Genomic DNA, 17,358 nt, shown 5'->3' on the forward strand with positions numbered 1-17,358 from the left:
CACCGTGTGGGCATGGACATCTACCACGAGACGCACGGCGCGGGCGAGGGCCGGCCGCTGCTGCTGATCCACGGCGCGCTCTCCGGTATCGGTACGTCGTTCGGCACGATCCTGCCGTTGCTGGCGAAGAACCGGCGGGTGATCGCCGTGGAGTTGCAGGCCCACGGGCGCACCCCCGACGTGGACCGCCCGCTGACCGTGGAGCACTTCGCCGCCGATGTGGTGGAGGTGCTCGACCGGCTGGGCGTGGCGCGGGCGGACGTGTACGGCTGGAGCATGGGCGCGGCGGTAGCGCTGCGCCTGGGCACCCACCACGGCGAGCGGGTGGGCCGGCTCGTGCTCGCCTCGGTGAGCTACGACGACGACGGCCTGCACCCCGGACTGCTCGACGGCATCCAGGACCTGCAACCGGAGCATCTGCACGGTTCGGAGTTCCACGAGGAGTACCTGCGGACCGCGCCCGACCCGGCGGGCTGGGCCACCCTGGTCACCAAGATGAAGGTCCTCGACGCGAACCTGCCGCGCTGGACGCCCGAGCAGATCCGCGCGCTTGCCGCACCCACCATGATCGTGCTGGCCGACGCGGACATCGTCCAACCCGAACACGCGGTACGGATGTTCCGGCTGCTCGGCGGCGCGGTGCCCGGCGACCTGACGGGCCTGCCGGCCTGCCGACTGGCCATCCTGCCCGGCACCACCCACACCACGATCCCGCAGCGCGCCGACTGGCTGGCCCCGATGATCGACGAGTTCCTGGGCGACTGCGGGCCCGAGGCCTAGCGGTACCAGGGGTGTTTCGCGGCTAGTTGCTTGGGGCAATTAACTGTCGACGACATCCCCTCTGGAAGGACGGCTCCCCGTGGAGGTTTCCGGCTTCTTCGCCGCCATCATCATCGGTCTGGTCATCGGCGCGCTGGGCCGGTTGGTGGTGCCCGGCAAGCAGAACATCCCGATCTGGCTGACCCTGCTCATCGGTGTGATCGCGGCGATCCTCGGCACGCTCGTCGCAGGCGTCCTCGGCGTCGACGACACCAGCGGGATCGACTGGATCGAGCTGATCATCCAGGTCGTCTTCGCCGCTGTCGGGGTGGCGATCGCCGCCGGTGCCTACGGCCGCCGCCGGGTGCGCTGACCCCTCACAACGACCGTGCCGGCCCGCCCTCCCCAGGAGGGCGGGCCGCGCCGCGTCCGGACTGCGGACGGACGCCACCACCAGGCCCTGTTGGACATGCTGGCGCCGGTGCTGCCCGACTGAGTGCCGTCGGATCAGGAGCTTCTCGCCCGGCCGATGCGAAGTTCACCGTCTCCGGCATGGCGCGCGGCCGGTTGACCGGGTAGAAACATGTCGACCCCTTCGGCGCGACCCCACCTTCGTCCGCAGGGACCAGAGAGCGCTCTCACGCCGCCCCAGCTGCGCCTGACGACACGGTCCGGCCAGCGGAGAGGACGAACCACATGACAAGCCCGTCCCGACGTACCCTCACCCTCGCTCTGCTGGTGACAGCCGCCGTCACTATGACCAGCACCGCCGCCACCGCCGGCCGCCCCACGCCTGACACTCCCGACTTCGGCCCGAACGTGACGATCTTCGACCCGTCCATGCCGGTGGGCGAGATCCAGCGGACGCTCGACGCGGCGCACGCCCGCCAGGTCGACAACGAGATGGGCACCGAGCGGCACGCGTACCTGTTCAAGCCGGGCACGTACGGCACTGCCGAGCAGCCGTTGCAGGCCAAGGTCGGCTACTACACCGAGGTCTCCGGTCTGGGCGCCTCGCCCACCGACGTCGCGGTCAACGGCAAGCTCGAGGTGTACAACCGCTGCCTGGCCGACGGCGGCACCGGCAACTGCCTCGCGCTTGTGAACTTCTGGCGCACCCTGTCCAACCTCTCGCTCACCGTCAACGCCGCCGGCCAGGACGACTGCCGGTCGACGGCGAACTTCTGGGCGGTGTCCCAGGCGGTGTCGATGCGCCGGCTCAACATCACCGGCGGCGGTCTGTCGCTCATGGACTACTGCACGGCCGGCCCGCAGTTCGCCAGCGGCGGGTTCATCGCCGACTCGCGACTGCCGGCCACCACCAACGGTTCCCAGCAGCAGTGGCTGACCCGTAACAGTGAGGTCGCGAGCTGGTCCAACGCCGTGTGGAACCAGGTCTTCGCCGGGGTCGAGGGCGCCCCTGACGACGCCACGTTCCCCGACCCGCCGTACACCACCCTGGAGACCACCCCGGTGAGCCGGGAGAAGCCGTACCTGTTCGTCGACGGCAAGGGCCGGTACAACGTGCGGGTGCCCGCCGCGCGGCGCGACACCAGGGGCATCTCCTGGGCGGACGGCATGACGCCGGGACGGACCATCGGAATCCGCGACTTCTTCGTCGCCAAGCCGTCCGACTCCGTGCAGGTCATCAACAGTCAGCTCGCCCGGGGCAAGCACCTGCTGCTGACCCCCGGGACGTACGACATCGCCCGCAGCATCGAGGTGCGACGCCCCGACACGGTGGTGCTCGGGATCGGGCACGCCACCCTCACGGCGGTCAACGGCGCCATCCCGCTGGACGTCGCAGGTGTCCCCGGTGTGATCGTCGCCGGTGTCACGATCGACGCCGGCACCGTCGAGTCGCCAGTCCTGCTGCGGGTGGGTCGCCAGCACGGCCGCAACGCCAGCAGCGCGACCAACCCGACCACGCTGTCCGACGTGTACTTCCGGGTCGGCGGCCCGCACATCGGCCGGACCGACACCGCGCTGGAGGTCAACAGCGACAACGTGCTGATCGACCACACCTGGGTGTGGCGGGGTGACCACGGCGTCGAGGGCTTCACCGAGGGCGTCAACGGCGACACCGACCGCTGGCGTACCAACACCGGTCGGTACGGCGCCGTCATCAACGGCGACCACGTGACCGCCACCGGCCTGTTCGTCGAGCACTTCCAGCGCTACAACACGGTCTGGAACGGCGAGCACGGCACCACGATCCTGTACCAGAACGAGCTGCCGTACGACCCGCCGACGCAGGCCGACTGGATGAACGGCCCGGTCGAGGGCTTCGCCGGGTACAAGGTCGACGACCGGGTGCGGCACCACACCCTGTACGGCGGTGGCGTCTACGTCTTCAACCAGAACAACCCGTCGATCCACACCGAGAACGGGTTCGAGGTGCCGAACCGGCCGGGCGTGCGGCTGCACCACATCATGACCGTCAACCTCAGCGCCGGCACGATCGACCACGTGGTCAACGGCGTGGGTGAACCCGCCGACATGACCAAGGTGGGCGTACCGGTCTACCTCGCGCAGTACCCGACTCCGTAACCTCTCGGGGCGTCCCAGGCGGGGGTTGGAGCCGGTGCGGCTCCAACCCCCGCTGTCGTGTCCCGCTGCGCGAGAACCCACGCCCTCGCTCTTGAATTCCTACTGTGTCAGTAGGAAAATCGGAGAATGCCTGTCGGTCCGCTCCTCACCTCGCGTCGGGTCGTGGACCTGATGCGGGTGGCCTCCGAGCTCTGTCCGGGCTCCCCAGCGACCGACTGAGCACCCTCCACACCGCGTACCGCGTGGCCTGTCCGGTCACCCGGCGCCACCGTGTGCGCCCCCACGTCACTCCCCGCCGATCCGGCCTGGCCGGATCGGTTCACCCCCATTGGAGGTACGTCATGACCACCGATCAGCCACCGGCCACCCCACCAACCGCCGGGGAGTCCCGGCTCGCGTTCAACGAGGACTGGGTGGCGACCATCCTCGGCCTGGCCCTGCTGGCCCTTGTCCTGCTCGGTGCCATCCCCGCCGGGCTGGTGCCCTGATGACCGCCGACGCGACCCGGGCCGACGACACGACCCGCGCCACCGACGCTGTTGAGACGTCCCCCGACAGTGGGCCACCGGCCACCGACGACCCCGCCGCTCCGGTGGTGGTGCGCGACGGCAGGTTCTGGGCCTGGACGGCCGTGGGCCTGGTGATCGTTGTCGGTCTCGCCGCGCTCACCCGCTACCTGGAGCAGAACGTTCCCGCGTGGTCCGACGGCACCGCCGTCGAGGACATCGGGGCCGCGATCGAGTATCCGGTCTACGCCATCCTGCTGGGCCTGCTCGGTAACGCCGTCGTCACGCAGCTCGGCTGGCGGGACCGGATCGCCGCCGCGTTCCGGACCGAGTTCTTCATCAAGACCGGTCTGGTGCTGCTCGGGGCGTCGATCAATCTGGCCGTCATCGCCAGCGCCGCGGGCCCGGCCATCGCCCAGGCGATCCTGCTGATCAGCGGGGTCTTCCTGTTCACCTGGTGGCTGGCCGGCCGGTTCGGGCTCGACGGCAAGCTGCGCGCGTTGCTCGCCTCGGCGGTGTCGATCTGCGGGGTGAGCGCGGCGATCGCCGCCGCCGGCGCGGTCCGGGCCCGCCGGGAGCAGTTGGCCTACACGGCGAGTCTGGTCATCGTCTTCGCGTTGCCGTCCATCTTCATCCTGCCCTGGCTGGCCGACGTGCTCGGGCTCTCCGACGCGGTGGCGGGCGCCTGGATCGGCGGCAACATCGACACCACGGCCGCGGTCACCGCCGCCGGGGCGCTCGCCGGCGAGGAGGCGCTCCAGATCGCCAGCATCGTCAAGGTCACCCAGAACGCCCTGATGGGTGTGGTCGCGGTGGCGCTCACCGCGTACTTCACGCTGAAGGTGGAGCGGCGACCCGGCGCCGCCCGACCGGGCCTCGGCGAGCTGTGGCGGCGTTTCCCCAAGTTCGTCCTAGGCTTCATCGCAGCCTCGGTCATCGCCACCTGGTACCTCGACACGGCGGGCGCGGACGGCAAGGCCACCATCGCCATCGTCAACGACCTGCGCGTCTGGTTCCTCATCCTGGCCTTCGTCAGCATCGGCCTGGAGGTCCGGGTGGCCTCCCTGCGGGAGGCCGGCTGGCGTCCGGTCGCGGTGTTCGCCAGCGCCACCGTGTTCAACCTGGCGTTGGCGCTCGCCCTGGCGTCAGTGCTGTTCCGCGGCTTCTCGGCATGATCGGGCGCCCCGCCCCGCGACACCGAAGGGGCGGGGCGCTCGATTACTTCCGATCCTATGACGGATAATTTCATCGATCAGTCTCACTCTTGCGGGACGGTGGTCGCTGCTGCCACGATGGCCGTCAATGCCTTCCGTCCCGAAGGAGTGGTCGTCATGGCGGTCTCCCGCCGCAGGTTCGTCACGTCGGTGTTGGCCGGGTCCGCCCTCGCCGCCGCCTCCACCACCGATCTCCTCGCCCGCCCCGCGCACGCGGCCAGTCCTCCCGGCGACGTGGTCGGCAAGGTGACAGTCGGATACCAGGGCTGGTTCAGCTGCCCCGGTGACTCGGCGCCGATCGGCGGCTGGTGGCACTGGAGCCGCGACCGGTTCCAGCCGCCCTCGCCTGCCAACACCACAATCGTGTCCTGGCCGGACATGCGGGAGTACACGCGCAGCTATCCCACCGCGTACCCCAACCTCGGCAACGGTTCGCCGGCCACCCTCTTCTCGTCCTACGACCAGCAGACCGTGGACACGCACTTCCGCTGGATGCAGGAGTACGGCTGCGACACCGCCGCGCTGCAACGGTTCAACCCGACGGGCGACGAGGGCCCGACGCGCGACGCCATGACGCAGAAGGTCCGCTCGGCCGCCGAGCGCTACGGCCGCAAGTTCTACATCATGTACGACGTCACCGACTGGCTGACCATGCAGACGGACATCAAGACCGACTGGACGACGAAGATGTCCGCGTACACCGCCTCTGGCGCGTACGCCCGCCAGAACGGCAAGCCCGTCGTCTGCATCTGGGGCTTCGGCTTCAGCGAACCCAGCCGCCCCTTCACCCCGGGGCCGTGCCTGGAGGTCGTCAACTGGTTCAAGGCGCAGGGCTGCTACGTCATCGGTGGCGTGCCCACCTGGTGGCGGCAGGGCATCGAGGACTCCCGCTCCGGCTTCCTCGACGTCTACCACGCGTTCCACGCGATCTCGCCGTGGATGGTCTACCGGGCCAGGACCGTGGAGGAGCTGGACTCGTACTACGCCAACGTCAACGTCGGCGACATTGCCGACTGCGCGGCGCGTGGCATCGACTACCTGCCCTGTGTGATGCCCGGCGACCTCGCCGGGGGGCACCGCAGACACGGCGACTTCTACTGGCGGCACATCTACAACATGGTCCGGCTCGGCTCCCAGGGCCTCTACGTGTCCATGTTCGACGAGTACAACGAGGGCAACCAGATCGCCAAGACGTCCGAGACCCAGGCCACCACCCCGGCCGGCGCGAACATCCGGGCCCTGGACGAGGACGTCGTGGCCTGCTCCTCGGACTACTACCTGCGCATCACCGGCGACGGCGGGCGGATGCTCAAGGGACAGCTCGCGCTTACGGCCGTACGCCCGACGCCGCCGACACTCGGCACCCCGCCGCCGGCCACCGGGAACCTGGCCGCCGGCCGACCCACGTCGGCGAGCAGCCAGAACGGCCAGTTCGCGTCGGGGAACGCGGTGGACTCCGACGCCGGCAGCTACTGGGAGAGCGGCGGCGGCTCGTTCCCGCACTGGTGGCAGGTCGACCTCGGCGCCAGCCACCAGGTCAACAAACTCGTGCTGCGGCTGCCCGCCGGTTGGGGCGCGCGGTCCCAGACCATCACCGTGCTGGGCAGCGTGGACGGCAGCTCCTTCGCCACCATTGCCGGGGCCTCCGCGTTCGCCTTCGACCCGGCGACCGGCAACACCGTCACCCGCACGGTGCCGACCACCACGGCCCGCCACCTCCGGCTCAGCATCGCCGGCAACACCGGCTGGCCGGCGGGCCAGCTCTCCCAGGTTGAGGTGTACGCCGCCAGCGGCACCACGGACAACCCGCCGACCGCCCCGAGCGGCCTCACGGTGACCGGCCGGACGGCGAGCAGCGTGTCCCTGGCCTGGACGGCGTCGACCGACGACAACGGGGTGACCGGCTACCAGGTGCGCCAGGGCGGCGGCACGGTGGTCAGCACGGTCACGGGCACCACGGCGACCGTGAGCGGGCTCAGCCCGTCCACCGCGTACACCTTCACCGTCATCGCGCGCGACGCCGCCGGCAACACCTCGGCGGCCTCGAACGCGGTCACCGTCACCACCGACGCCCCGGCCAACGCCGACCTGGCCCGGGGGCGCTCCACAAGCGAGAGCAGCCACGTCCAGAGCTACGGCTCGGGCAACGTGGTCGACGGCGACGCGAACAGCTACTGGGAGAGCGCCAACAACGCCTTCCCCCAGTGGGTGCAGGTCGACCTGGGCGCGACGCGCACGGTCGGGCGGGTGGCGCTGAAGCTGCCGCCGTCGTCGGCCTGGGCCGCCCGCACGCAGACCCTAACCGTGCAGGGCAGCACCGACGGTGCCAGCTTCGGCACGCTTATCGGGTCGTCGGCGCGCACGTTCGACCTGTCGACGGGTAACCAGGTGTCGCTGACCTTCAGCGCCGCGCAGACCCGCTACGTGCGCATCACCGTGACCGGTAACACCGGCTGGCCGGCCGGGCAACTGGCGGCACTGGAGGTGTACGCCAGCTGACCGGGCGTGGGGCGGCCGCTCATCCCGTGAAGCCCCTGGCCACAAGGAGTTTGTTGTTCTCCAACCTGTCTGCTCGACGCCGCGCGGATTTACCTGCACGCAGGTGATCTGCGCGGGGCGGCGCGAGTCGCCCTCAGTCGTGAGGGCTGAGGAAGTCGGTGATGAGAGTGGCGAGCTCCTGTGGGCGTTCGGCGACCATCGCGTGGCTGGCGCCGGCGAGGTGCCGCACCCGCAGAGACGGGTTGTCCACAGTGGCAAGCCGTTCGGCGGTGACCTGGCGGTACGCCTCGTACAGGCCGTGGAACGGCTGTTGTTCGGGCAGGTCCTCGGTGGCGAGGACGAGCAGCAGCGGGCAGCGGGCGTCGCGGTAGGCGGGCGTCAGGTCGAGGGAGTCCATGGCGTCCCGGAGCTGCCGGGTGAGGGCCGGGGCGGGCCGCAGCCGGCTGCTGCCGTCGTCGCCGGGCACGAGGTTGCGTTCGAAGGCCGCCACCCAGTCGTCGGGTGCGGCGCCGTAGCGCTGGGCCATGGCCCGCTGCCCCGCAAGCATGGCGGCCACCTGTTCGGCGGTTAGCGGTTCGGCAAGCATCGCGGCCATCCCGTCGAAGACGGCCCGCAGCTTGGCCAGCTCGGTCTCGGCCTGCTCCGGATCCAGCCCGGAGAGCTGGTCCGGACGGTTCGGCGGCGGATTGCCGTCGAAGCTGACGGCACCGGGGCACTCCGGGTGACGCTGCGCCCAGAGGGTGGCGAGCATGCCGCCCAGAGAAACGCCGACCACCGCTGGGGAGACGAGACCGAGGTGGTCGGTGACGGCGGCCAGGTCGGCCAGGACGTCGTCCCAGCGCCACGGGCCGTCCCCGGACCGGCCGTGACCACGCAGATCGACGGTGACCACCCGGTGGGTCGGGCGCAGGTGTTCGGCGAGGGTGGCCATCTGGGCGAGGTTGCCGCCGGCGCCGTGAAGGAGCAGCAGCGGTTGTCCGGGTCCACCGAAGTCGCGGACCGCGATGGGTACGGTCCCGGAGTCGACAAAGGTCTCAGGCACGTCGGGTTCCTTCGTTGAGCAGTCGGTCGCGTACGGAGGCGGAGCGCACGCCGCCTTCGGGGTGGCGGGCGAGCTTGTCGCGGGAGACCAGGTCGTGGACGCCCTGGCGGGTGATCCCGAGCATGGCCCCGGCCACCGCATACGACACGGACTCGGCGGTCGGGTGGCCGACCCGTCGCGCGACGGCCTGGCCGAAAGGACTGCGCCACCAATCGATGGGCGGGTCGAACGGTCCGTCCCCCGGGTAGAGGGTGGAAATCGCGCGCATGACCACGCCGACGGCGGCCCGGTCGTCGCCGCTGACGATCGTGGTGGCCCAGGACCGGGCCCGCTCCCGGATGACGGCGCGCAGCGGGTCGATGGCGTCGTGGCCGTCGACCAGGATTTCGAGGGGGTCGAGCAGGCGGATGTCGATCAACCGGATGAGATGCTCGGTCAGGTCCTCGTCGGTTGGCGCCATGCTGCCTCCTCCGCTACTTGACGCCCATCGTCAAGTACTTGACGTCGAGTGTCAAGCACGATGGCGTGAGCACGGTGGGCGGTACTGTCGACAGGCGACCGGGCAACAGATTTGCTCACCCCAACACTGGAGGTTCCATGCCCAAGGGCTACTGGGTCAGCGCCTACCGCACCATTTCCGACCCGGAGAAGCTGGCTGCCTACAACGCGCTGGCCGGCCCGGCCGTTGCGGCCGGGGGCGGTCGGGTCCTGGTCCGTGGCGGTCGGGTCGTGGCGCATGACGCCGGCATCGCCGAGCGGACCATCCTGATCGAGTTCGACAGCTTCGAGCAGGCCGTCACGGCGTACGAGAGTGCGGCCTACCAGGAGGCGCTTGTCGCCCTCTCCGACGGCGTCGAGCGCGACTTCCGCATCGTCGAGGGCATCGACTGACCGACCGCGATGTCGGCGCGGGCGCCCAGCCTGCCTGGCCCAAATCGGTTGTTCACTCGGGCATGGGCCCGGTCGAGACCGGCCGCATCGAGGCGGACCGAGGTCCGGTGGCGGCCGTTGGCGCGTACTCTCATCGCGGTGTCGCCCGCGCGTCCCAGGGGCCGGCCGGCGTGGCGCCACAGGCGACGCTCGTCGACCTCAGCCGCTGACGGACGAGCGCCGCCGCAGGTCGTCCGCCGGGTCGATCACCCGCACCGCGCGCGGCACCGGCCCCCGCTGCTGCCACTCCCGCGGGTAGCCCAGCGAGACCTCCTCGAAGCGCACCCCGTCGTGGAACGTGGTGCGCGGGATGTGCAGGTGCCCGTAGACAACTGTGGACGCCCCGAACCGCAGGTGCCAGTCGCTGGTGCGCACCGTGCCGCACCACTGCGCGAACAGCGGGTACCGCAGCACGTCGGTGGGCTCGCGCACCAGCGGGTAGTGGTTGACAAGCACGGTCGGCAGCTCCGGGTCACGCTCGGCCAGCCGCCGTTCGGTCTGGGTGACCCGGGCGGCGCACCACGCCTCGCGGCTCGGGTACGGGTCGGGGTGCAGCAGCACCTCGTCGGTGCACACCACCCCTGCCTCGTACGCCAGCTCCAGCGACTCCTGCTGGGTGCGCGCCTCGGGCACCCGGAACGTGTAGTCGTACAGCACGAAGAGCGGGGCGATCGTGGCCGGGCCGCCCACGCCGTCCCACACCGGATAGGGATCCTCAGGGGTGACGACGCCCAACCGCCTGCACATCGCCACCAGTTCGCGGTAGCGGGCCTCGCCGCGCAGTGCCACCGGGTCGCCCGGGGGTGTCCACAACTCGTGGTTGCCGGGCGCCCAGACGACCTTCGCGAACCGGCTGCTCAGCACCGCCAGCGCCCACTCGATGTCGGCGAACCGCTCGCCCACGTCGCCGGGCACCAGCAGCCAGTCGTCGTCGTGGCCCGGGCGGAGTTCCTGGACGAACGCCCGGTTCTCCGGATGGCCGACGTGCAGGTCGCTGACGGCCCGGAGCCGGGGCGGATCACTCACGACCCCGAGAGTAGGCGGTCCGGGCGCGATCGGCACACCTCCGTCCTGCCGTGACCACCGTCGCAGGGCCGATGCGAGAAGGGGCGCCCGGTCGTCAGGCGACAGGGGTGGGTGGCGTCCATGACCGGCATATCCGCCGACCCGGCGGGAAAGCGGCAGGCGTCCGACAGCCCGAACCGGAGCAGGAGACGAACATGCCTTTCATCACCGTGGGTACGGAAAACTCCGCGCCCATCGACCTGTACTACGAGGACCACGGATCCGGTAAGCCGGTGGTGCTGATCCATGGTTTCCCGTTCAACGGGGCGACCTGGGAGAAGGAGACCACGGCGCTGCTCAACGCCGGATACCGGACGATCACCTACGATCGGCGCGGTTTCGGCAACTCCGCCCAGCCGACGTTCGGGTACGACTACAACACGTTCGCCGCGGACCTGGACGTGCTGATGACCGAGCTGGACCTCAACGACGTGACCCTGATCGGTCACTCGATGGGCACCGGTGAGGTCGTCCGCTACCTGGGCAACTACGGCTCGCAGCGGGTCAGCCGGGCGGTGCTGCTCAGTCCGTTGCAGCCCATGCTGGCCAAGGCCAAGGACAACCCGGAGGGTGTCGAAAGGAGCCTGTTCAAGGGCTTCCAGGACGCCATCATCAAGGACCGCTTCGCCTACCTGACGTCGTTCTGTGACGCGTTCTTCAACCCGGATCAGAACATGGGCAAGCGGGTCAGCGAGGAGGCGTACCGGGCGCACTGGCAGATCGGCGCCATGGCCTCCGCCAAGGGCACCCACGACAGCGTGGACGCCTGGCAGGAGGACTTCCGCCAGGACCTGCCGAAGATCAACATTCCGGTGCTGATCGTGCAGGGTGACCAGGACCGGGTGCTGCCCTACCCGGTGACCGGTCAGCGACTCGGACCGATGATGCCGACCGGCCAGCTCATCACGCTCAAGGGCGCGCCGCACGGCATCCCGTGGACCCACGCCGAGGACGTCAACAAGGCGATCATGGACTTCATGAAGCAGCCGGCCAAGGCTCGCGCCTGACCCGTACGGGTAGCCGATCGGACGCCGGCGCCATCACGGCGCCGCGACACCCGGCCCCCGGTTCGCACCGGGGCCGGGTGTCGTCGGCATTCAGGGCCTGCGGGCGACCACCGCGCCGTTGGCGCCGGGCGCGTCGAACGGTACCGTCCGCACGTCGACGAAGCCGGCGTCGGTGAGCCAGGCGGTGTACTCGGCGCCCGAGTAGTTCCGGCCGCCCTCGGTCTCGACGAGCATGTTCATCCCCATCAGGGCGGCCTCCGGTGGGCCTGTGCGTTCGTCGTTGAGCAGCAGTTCGCAGACGACTATCGCCCCGCCCGCCGGCAGCGCCGCATGGCACCGGGCCAGCAGCGCCCGGTTCGTCGGCTCGTCCCAGTCGTGCAGGATCATGCTGAGCAGGATGACGTCGTGCCCGTCCGGCAGCGCCGGGTCGGCAAGGAAGTCCCCGGCCACCGCGTCGATCCGTCCGCTCAGGTTGGCCTCCGCGATGCGCTCGCGCGCCCGTACGCACACGTGCGGCAGGTCCAGGACGGTCGCCCGCAGCTCCGGCAGGCGGCGGCAGAACTCGATCGGGAACGCGCCGGCCCCGCCCCCCACGTCGAGCAGCCGCCGGTGTGCGGAGAAGTCGTACGCGTCGGCCAACGCGCTGGCGGTGAAGCTCGACGTGGAGAACATCGCGTCCCAGAACTGCGCGAGCATCTCCGGGTCGGCGGTGTCGAACATCGACTGTTGGGCCTCCGGGTCCCAGGTCAGCGGCCGGTCCGTGCGCAGCGCCTCACCGATCCGGTGCCAGGGCAGGTAGGTGCGCAGGTCCGAGTAGCGGACCTGCGCGCCGAAGTAGTACGGGCGACCCTCGACCAGGAACTGCTCGGCCAACTCGGTGTTGCGGTAGCCGTCGCCGGACCTCTCCAGCAGCCCCAGCGAGGCGCTGGCGGCCAGCAGCAGGTCCGCCGGTCGGTCCGGCAGCCCGAACTCGGCGGAGGCCTGCTCGACGGTCATCGTCCGGCCGCCGGCGAGCCGGGTGAACAGACCGAGTTCGACGCCTACCGCGAGGGTCTTGAACCCCCACACACCGGCCACCAGGCGCATGAGGGGAGTGGGAGTGATCATGCCGACATGAAAGCACAGTTTGGACACTTCCACGATGGACTGTCAGGCCCGGATCAGCGTCACCAACCCCGCTGCCACCAGCACCCCGGCCCAGAGCCGGTCCACGTTGAACCAGGCCCGACGCAGCACACCGACTCCGAACACCTGATAGACCAGCATCGCGATGACCAGGGCCGTGCCGAGCATGGCCACGGTGTGCACCCCGGCCGCCGCGAGGCCGGACAGCGCACCCACCGGCGCGGCGGCCAGGTGCCCGGAGTGCCCCCCGGGCACCGGCTCGGCCACCAGCACCGGCAGGAGCATCAGCCCGGCGCCGTGCGCCGACGACATGAGGAACGACCAGCCGGCGAGCTGCGCCGCGGACAGCCGCATCCCGGCCCACCGGAAGTGGCGCTCGGAGAGCAGCCGCCACAGCCCGAACGCGACAAGCAGCACGCCGCCGGCCACCGCCAGGGCGGTGCTCGCCGTCACCGACCGGGTCGCCGTCACCAGCGCGGCGACGATCCCCACCGACGCGAGGTGCCCCACCGCGATCGGCGGCAGCGAGCGCAGCAGGGCCGACCGGCTGCGCTCCTGCAATCCCCGGGCGACCGCGAACAGCCAGCCCATCGCCGGGTTCAGGCCGTGGAACGCGCCGAGCGCCGCGAGCGTCACCACTGTCGCGACGGTCACGGAAAGCAGTACGAGTCGGAGGACGCGTCCCCGCCCTGCAACCGGGTCTGGTGCACCCGAAGACCCCGGAACTCCTCGCCGTGCGGGAAGAACCGCGCATCGGGGGTGAGCCCTCCGGCGTCGACGTCCACGTCGAGTTTCGCCAGCCAGGCACCCACCCCGTCGGGGTAGAACTGGTCGTCCCACGAGCCGTAGAGGGAGTTGCTGACGTAGACCCGCCGCCCGTCCCGGCTCACCTCGACCATCTGCGGTCCACCGGCCAGCGCCTCGTCGGGCGCGGACGGGTGCGCCGTACGGCGGACGATCCCACCAAGGCGCACCGAGCCGGTCTGCACCGGGTGCAGCGGGTCGCTGACGTCGTACTGGCGCAGCTCGCCGGTGCCCCAGCAGGACACGTAGAGGAACCTGTCGTCCACCGACAGGTCGATGTCGGTCACCAGTGGTGGCACCGCGCCGAACGGCTTGAGCAGGTCGGGCAGGTCCGCCGGGTCGGCCGGCTCGGCCGGGATGTCGATCACCTTGGTGACCGCCCAGGCGTCGCCGTCGCGGTGCCACAGCCAGACCGAGGCGGACAGGTCCTCGACACTGATCACCACCCCGACGAAGCCGTACGACCTCGACGGGTCGTGCGCCGGGCGCAGCTCCAGCGGCATCTGGTACTGGTCGCCGAGATCGACCCGCTGGACGTGTCGACGTTTCGCGAGGTCCCAGAAGTGGATGGCGTGCCCGTACCGCCGGCCCAGCAGCAGCTCGCCGATGATGCCGTCCTCGATCATCGACGGGGTGCCCCACTCGCTTGTGACAAGCACGTCCTGGGTGAGATGCCACCACACGTCGTACGCCAGGAACTGCGGGCCCCGGTCGGCCTCCCACGCCCCGCGTACCTCGAAGGTGGTGTGGTCGAGGATCGCGATGCCGCCGGGCCCCTCCTCGCCGTCGGCGCCGCCGAGGGCGGAGAGGTAGATGCCGTCCGGCCCACAGTGCACGGTGTGTGGCCGGGAGTAGCCGGCCCGCTTCGCCAGCTCCTCCGGGCCGATCACCTTGACGACCTGCGGCTGGCGCGGGTCGGGCTGGGTGTCGAGCACGTGGATCCGCGACGACCGCAGGCCGGGCACGATCAGGTAGCGCCGCTCGACGTGCGGGTGCGGGGCGGTCGGGCAGAGCGCGCTGCTGCACGCGTTCCAGCCCAAGTGGTGCAGCTCGTCACCGACGTACGGCAGGTCGGTCCAGCCGACGACACGGCCGTAGTCGGGGGAGTCGGGGTCGGTGTCCAGCACCACGATGGCGTCCGGGCGGCTGGCGGTGCGGTCGAAGGCCGCCACGTAGGCGAGCTTCTCCACAGGTGCGGTCACCGCGTCGCGGGGCGACGGGTAGAAGGTGGGGTCGGGGGTCCAGCGGGTCATCGCGTCTCCGCTCGTCAGGTGGTGGGAACGCCGAGCCGGTCGAGCAGGTGGCGGCGCAGCGCGCCGAAGGCCGGGTCGTCAGGAGTACGGGTGGGGGCCAGGTCCACGGGCAGGTCCGCGGCGATGCGGCAGTCGTCGAGCAGCAGGATCCGGTCGGCGAGCAGCAGTGCCTCCTCCACGTCGTGGGTGACCAGCAGGGCGGCGAAGCCGTGCTCGGCGCGTAGGCGGCGCAGCAGGATCTGCATCCGCAGCCTGGTGAGCGCGTCGAGGGCGCCGAACGGTTCGTCGAGCAGCAGCAGGTCCGGTTCGCGGACCAGCGCCCGCGCCACGGCCACGCGTTGCGCCTGCCCGCCGGACAGTTCGGCAGGCCAGGCGCGGTGCCGGTCGGCGAGCCCGACCTCGGCCAGTGCCCGGTGGATCCGTCCGGTGGCGTCCGCACCGGACAGCCCCAGCCCGACGTTGTCGGCCACCCGTTTCCACGGCAGCAGCCGGTGTTCCTGGAAGACAACGGCTGCGGTGCCGTGCACGACGACCGTCCCGCTGGCCTCGCCGTCCAGGCCGGCGAGGATCCGCAGGAGGGTGCTCTTGCCCGAGCCGCTGCCGCCCAGCAGGGCGACGACCTCGCCGCGGGCGATGCTCAGGTCGACACCGGCGAGCACGACCGTCGGCCCGAACGCCCGGCGCACCGCGTGGGCGGTGAGCACCGGCGCGGTGCCGTTCAGGTGGCCCGCAGTCCGCGACGCCATGTCAACATCCTCCTCTCCAGGACACGCAGCGCACTGTCGGATATCAGCCCGAGCAGCGCGTAGACGAGCAGGCCGAGCACCACCACATCGGTCTGGCTGAACTCCCGTGCCTCCATCATCAGAAAGCCGATCCCGGTCTGGGCGTTCACCTGCTCGCCGACGACGAGGCTGAGCCAGGCCGCCCCGATCGCCAGCCGGAGCCCGAGGAAGAGGGACGGCAGCGCGCCGGGCAGCACCACGTGGCGCAGGCGGGCGGCCTGCCCCAGGCCGCAGGTGCGGGCCGCCTCCACCAGCCGCTCGTCGATGTCCCGGATGCCGGCGTACGTGTTGAAGTAGATGGGGAAGAACGCGCCGAGGGCCACCAGGCTGATCTTGAGTGATTCGCCGATGCCGACCCAGATGATCAGCAGCGGGACGAGGCCGAGGTGCGGCAGCATCCGGGCCATCTGCACAGGCGGGTCGACCAGGTCGTCGCCGAGTCGCAGCAGCCCTGCCACGGTGCCCAGGATCAGCGCCAGGACACCGCCGACAAGCAGTCCCGCGCCGGCGCGGGTGAGGGAGTCCAGCAGATGCACGGCGAGGGTGCCGTCGCGGGTCAGCCGCCAGCCGGTGGCCAGGACGGCGCTGGGCGCCGGCAGCTTCTCGGGCGCCAGCAGCCCGGTCCGCGCGGCCACCTCCCAGCCCAGGATCAGCGCCACCGGGCTGACGAGCCGCCACCACCGGCGGGTCGGGCGCTGGCGGACGGGGACCACCGGGACGACCGAAGCGACCTCGCCGGGCGGCTCGGCGAGCGTCGTACGGCTCACTGGAAGACCTCACTGAACCGGCTGTCCACCCGGGACCGGAGGTCGACCGGCCCGGGGATGAGCCCCAGGGCGATGAAGCTGTCGGTGATCGCCTGGAGTTCGTCGCCGATGGCCGTGGTGACCGGGGCCAGCGGCCTGGCACTGCGGTCCAGGGCGCGAGCGGTGACGTCCTGCGCGATCTTCAACTCCGGCGCGAGGGTGGCGGCCCGCTCCTCGGGGTGGGCGATGCCCCAGTCGGTCACCTCGCGGTAGCTCTTGAGGAAGGACCGGATCTCGTCCGAGCGCTTCGCGACGGCGTCGGGGCTGGCCAGCACGTACTCGCGGTTGCTGGCCAGGCCCGTGGCGTCGGCGAGCACCTGGACCCCCGGCTGCTCGGCCAGGGCGAAGTACGGGTCCCAGATGACCCAGGCGTCGACCTGGCCGCTGTCGAAGGCGGGCCGGCCCTCGGCGGGCTTGAGGTACTTGACCTGGATGTCCTTGAGGGTCATGTGGTTCGCCTCCAGCAGCCGGACCAGCAGCCAGTGCACATTGGAGCCCTTGTTGAGGGCGACCGTCCGGCCCTTGAGGTCGGCGAAGCTGCGAAAGCCCCGGTCGGCCTTGACCAGCACGGCCTCACCCTGCGGGATCGGCGCCGAGGTGCCGATGACGGAGAACGGGATCTTCCCGGCGGCGGCGAAGACCGGTGGCGCCTCGCCGACCTGCCCGATGTCGATGGAGCCGGCCTTGAGCGCCTCGGTGAGCGCCGGGCCGCTCTCGAACAGCGACCACTCGACGTCCGGCGTGGCGCCGCGCGCCTTGACCAGGCTCAGCCCGCCGAAGCGCTGGTACCCGATCCGGAGCTTTCCCGTGTCGCCCGCGGCGCCGGCGGACCCGCCGCAGGCGCTCACGGCTGCCGTGGCGAGCAGAGCGACTGCCGTCAGCGCGGCAGTGACCAGTCGACGGCGGTACGGGGGAGGGCTGATCGAGGGGGTGCGCATGGCGGCTCCTTGGTCGAACGGTGGGCCGGGCCGCGTTGACCGGCGTGACTGCGTGGGCGGTAGCCTACTAACCCG

At 70.9% G+C, this 17,358-nt stretch carries 17 protein-coding genes; 8 read left to right on the plus strand and 9 right to left on the minus strand.

What is annotated here, in order from left to right; genetic code table 11:
• Positions 1-12 precede the first annotated feature (12 nt).
• The 6 genes from AB0N27_RS06255 (at position 13) to AB0N27_RS06280 (ending at position 7,528) form a co-directional block, all read left to right on the plus strand.
• Positions 13-780, plus strand: a complete 768-nt coding sequence (locus tag AB0N27_RS06255; protein ID WP_364363969.1) for an alpha/beta hydrolase — start codon at positions 13-15, stop codon at positions 778-780.
• A gap of 79 nt (positions 781-859) precedes the next feature.
• The gene (locus AB0N27_RS06260; RefSeq protein ID WP_364363972.1) at positions 860-1,132 is read left to right on the plus strand and encodes a GlsB/YeaQ/YmgE family stress response membrane protein; all 273 of its coding nucleotides are present in this window, start codon (positions 860-862) and stop codon (positions 1,130-1,132) included.
• 323 nt (positions 1,133-1,455) lie between these two features.
• On the plus strand, positions 1,456-3,309 hold the full coding sequence (locus AB0N27_RS06265; RefSeq protein ID WP_364363975.1) for an adenylyl cyclase: 1,854 nt from the start codon (positions 1,456-1,458) through the stop codon (positions 3,307-3,309).
• Positions 3,310-3,650: 341 nt separating this feature from the next.
• Positions 3,651-3,797, plus strand: coding sequence for a hypothetical protein (locus AB0N27_RS06270; RefSeq protein WP_364363978.1), 147 nt, complete (start codon positions 3,651-3,653; stop codon positions 3,795-3,797).
• Complete coding sequence (locus tag AB0N27_RS06275) at positions 3,797-4,990, plus strand: putative sulfate exporter family transporter (RefSeq protein WP_364363981.1); 1,194 nt, start codon at positions 3,797-3,799, stop codon at positions 4,988-4,990. Before AB0N27_RS06270 ends, AB0N27_RS06275 begins: the two co-directional genes overlap by 1 nt.
• Before the next feature lie 156 nt (positions 4,991-5,146).
• Complete coding sequence (locus AB0N27_RS06280; RefSeq protein WP_364363984.1) at positions 5,147-7,528, plus strand: discoidin domain-containing protein; 2,382 nt, start codon at positions 5,147-5,149, stop codon at positions 7,526-7,528.
• Positions 7,529-7,661: 133 nt separating this feature from the next.
• Here the strand turns inward: AB0N27_RS06280 and AB0N27_RS06285 are convergent, their stop codons facing one another.
• A complete protein-coding gene (locus AB0N27_RS06285) occupies positions 7,662-8,570 on the minus strand; it encodes an alpha/beta hydrolase (protein ID WP_364363987.1) in 909 nt (302 codons plus the stop codon).
• A complete protein-coding gene (locus AB0N27_RS06290; RefSeq protein ID WP_364363990.1) occupies positions 8,563-9,030 on the minus strand; it encodes a hypothetical protein in 468 nt (155 codons plus the stop codon). The genes AB0N27_RS06285 and AB0N27_RS06290 overlap by 8 nt, the downstream gene beginning before the upstream one ends.
• Positions 9,031-9,167: 137 nt before the next feature.
• On the opposite strand from AB0N27_RS06290, the gene AB0N27_RS06295 reads away from it, so the two are divergent.
• The gene (locus tag AB0N27_RS06295; protein ID WP_357982076.1) at positions 9,168-9,461 is read left to right on the plus strand and encodes a DUF1330 domain-containing protein; all 294 of its coding nucleotides are present in this window, start codon (positions 9,168-9,170) and stop codon (positions 9,459-9,461) included.
• Between the two features lie 198 nt (positions 9,462-9,659).
• On the opposite strand, the gene AB0N27_RS06300 is transcribed toward AB0N27_RS06295, so the two are convergent.
• Positions 9,660-10,526 (minus strand): metallophosphoesterase, encoded by an 867-nt coding sequence (locus AB0N27_RS06300; protein WP_364363994.1) that lies wholly within the window; start codon positions 10,524-10,526, stop codon positions 9,660-9,662.
• Positions 10,527-10,720: 194 nt separating this feature from the next.
• Here AB0N27_RS06300 and AB0N27_RS06305 point away from each other — a divergent pair, with 194 nt between their 5' ends.
• Positions 10,721-11,572: an alpha/beta hydrolase gene (locus AB0N27_RS06305; protein ID WP_364363997.1), complete on the plus strand. Its 852-nt coding sequence runs from the start codon at positions 10,721-10,723 to the stop codon at positions 11,570-11,572.
• 90 nt (positions 11,573-11,662) lie between these two features.
• Here AB0N27_RS06305 and AB0N27_RS06310 read toward each other — a convergent pair whose 3' ends face one another.
• From AB0N27_RS06310 to AB0N27_RS06335, 6 genes are read right to left on the minus strand one after another with little or no spacing between them, the layout of a single operon-like run.
• Positions 11,663-12,679 carry a methyltransferase gene (locus AB0N27_RS06310; protein WP_364364000.1) on the minus strand — a complete coding sequence of 339 codons (1,017 nt, stop codon included), beginning with the start codon at positions 12,677-12,679 and terminating at the stop codon, positions 11,663-11,665.
• Positions 12,680-12,721: 42 nt separating this feature from the next.
• Positions 12,722-13,351, minus strand: coding sequence for a hypothetical protein (locus AB0N27_RS06315; protein ID WP_364364003.1), 630 nt, complete (start codon positions 13,349-13,351; stop codon positions 12,722-12,724).
• Positions 13,348-14,754 (minus strand): selenium-binding family protein, encoded by a 1,407-nt coding sequence (locus tag AB0N27_RS06320; protein ID WP_364364005.1) that lies wholly within the window; start codon positions 14,752-14,754, stop codon positions 13,348-13,350. Before AB0N27_RS06320 ends, AB0N27_RS06315 begins: the two co-directional genes overlap by 4 nt.
• A 14-nt stretch (positions 14,755-14,768) precedes the next feature.
• Entirely contained in the window at positions 14,769-15,500 is a 732-nt protein-coding gene (locus AB0N27_RS06325; protein WP_364364008.1) for an ABC transporter ATP-binding protein, read from the minus strand.
• On the minus strand, positions 15,473-16,306 hold the full coding sequence (locus tag AB0N27_RS06330; protein WP_364364011.1) for an ABC transporter permease: 834 nt from the start codon (positions 16,304-16,306) through the stop codon (positions 15,473-15,475). Before AB0N27_RS06330 ends, AB0N27_RS06325 begins: the two co-directional genes overlap by 28 nt.
• The gene (locus AB0N27_RS06335) at positions 16,303-17,283 is read right to left on the minus strand and encodes an aliphatic sulfonate ABC transporter substrate-binding protein (protein ID WP_364364014.1); all 981 of its coding nucleotides are present in this window, start codon (positions 17,281-17,283) and stop codon (positions 16,303-16,305) included. The genes AB0N27_RS06330 and AB0N27_RS06335 overlap by 4 nt, the downstream gene beginning before the upstream one ends.
• Positions 17,284-17,358: the final 75 nt, after the last annotated feature.

Source organism: Micromonospora sp. NPDC093244 (assembly GCF_040683695.1).
In the GTDB taxonomy this organism is placed as follows: domain Bacteria; phylum Actinomycetota; class Actinomycetes; order Mycobacteriales; family Micromonosporaceae; genus Micromonospora.

Bases quoted from the DNA above. Each gene is read 5' to 3' on its own strand.
- AB0N27_RS06255 (WP_364363969.1), top strand. From the start codon at position 13: ATGGACATCTACCACGAGACGCACGGCGCGGGCGAGGGCCGGCCGCTG.
- AB0N27_RS06265 (WP_364363975.1), top strand. From the start codon at position 1,456: ATGACAAGCCCGTCCCGACGTACCCTCACCCTCGCTCTGCTGGTGACA.
- AB0N27_RS06270 (WP_364363978.1), top strand. From the start codon at position 3,651: ATGACCACCGATCAGCCACCGGCCACCCCACCAACCGCCGGGGAGTCC.
- AB0N27_RS06275 (WP_364363981.1), top strand. From the start codon at position 3,797: ATGACCGCCGACGCGACCCGGGCCGACGACACGACCCGCGCCACCGAC.
- AB0N27_RS06280 (WP_364363984.1), top strand. From the start codon at position 5,147: ATGGCGGTCTCCCGCCGCAGGTTCGTCACGTCGGTGTTGGCCGGGTCC.
- AB0N27_RS06290 (WP_364363990.1), bottom strand. From the start codon at position 9,030: ATGGCGCCAACCGACGAGGACCTGACCGAGCATCTCATCCGGTTGATC.
- AB0N27_RS06295 (WP_357982076.1), top strand. From the start codon at position 9,168: ATGCCCAAGGGCTACTGGGTCAGCGCCTACCGCACCATTTCCGACCCG.
- AB0N27_RS06305 (WP_364363997.1), top strand. From the start codon at position 10,721: ATGCCTTTCATCACCGTGGGTACGGAAAACTCCGCGCCCATCGACCTG.
- AB0N27_RS06310 (WP_364364000.1), bottom strand. From the start codon at position 12,679: ATGATCACTCCCACTCCCCTCATGCGCCTGGTGGCCGGTGTGTGGGGG.
- AB0N27_RS06320 (WP_364364005.1), bottom strand. From the start codon at position 14,754: ATGACCCGCTGGACCCCCGACCCCACCTTCTACCCGTCGCCCCGCGAC.
- AB0N27_RS06325 (WP_364364008.1), bottom strand. From the start codon at position 15,500: ATGGCGTCGCGGACTGCGGGCCACCTGAACGGCACCGCGCCGGTGCTC.
- AB0N27_RS06335 (WP_364364014.1), bottom strand. From the start codon at position 17,283: ATGCGCACCCCCTCGATCAGCCCTCCCCCGTACCGCCGTCGACTGGTC.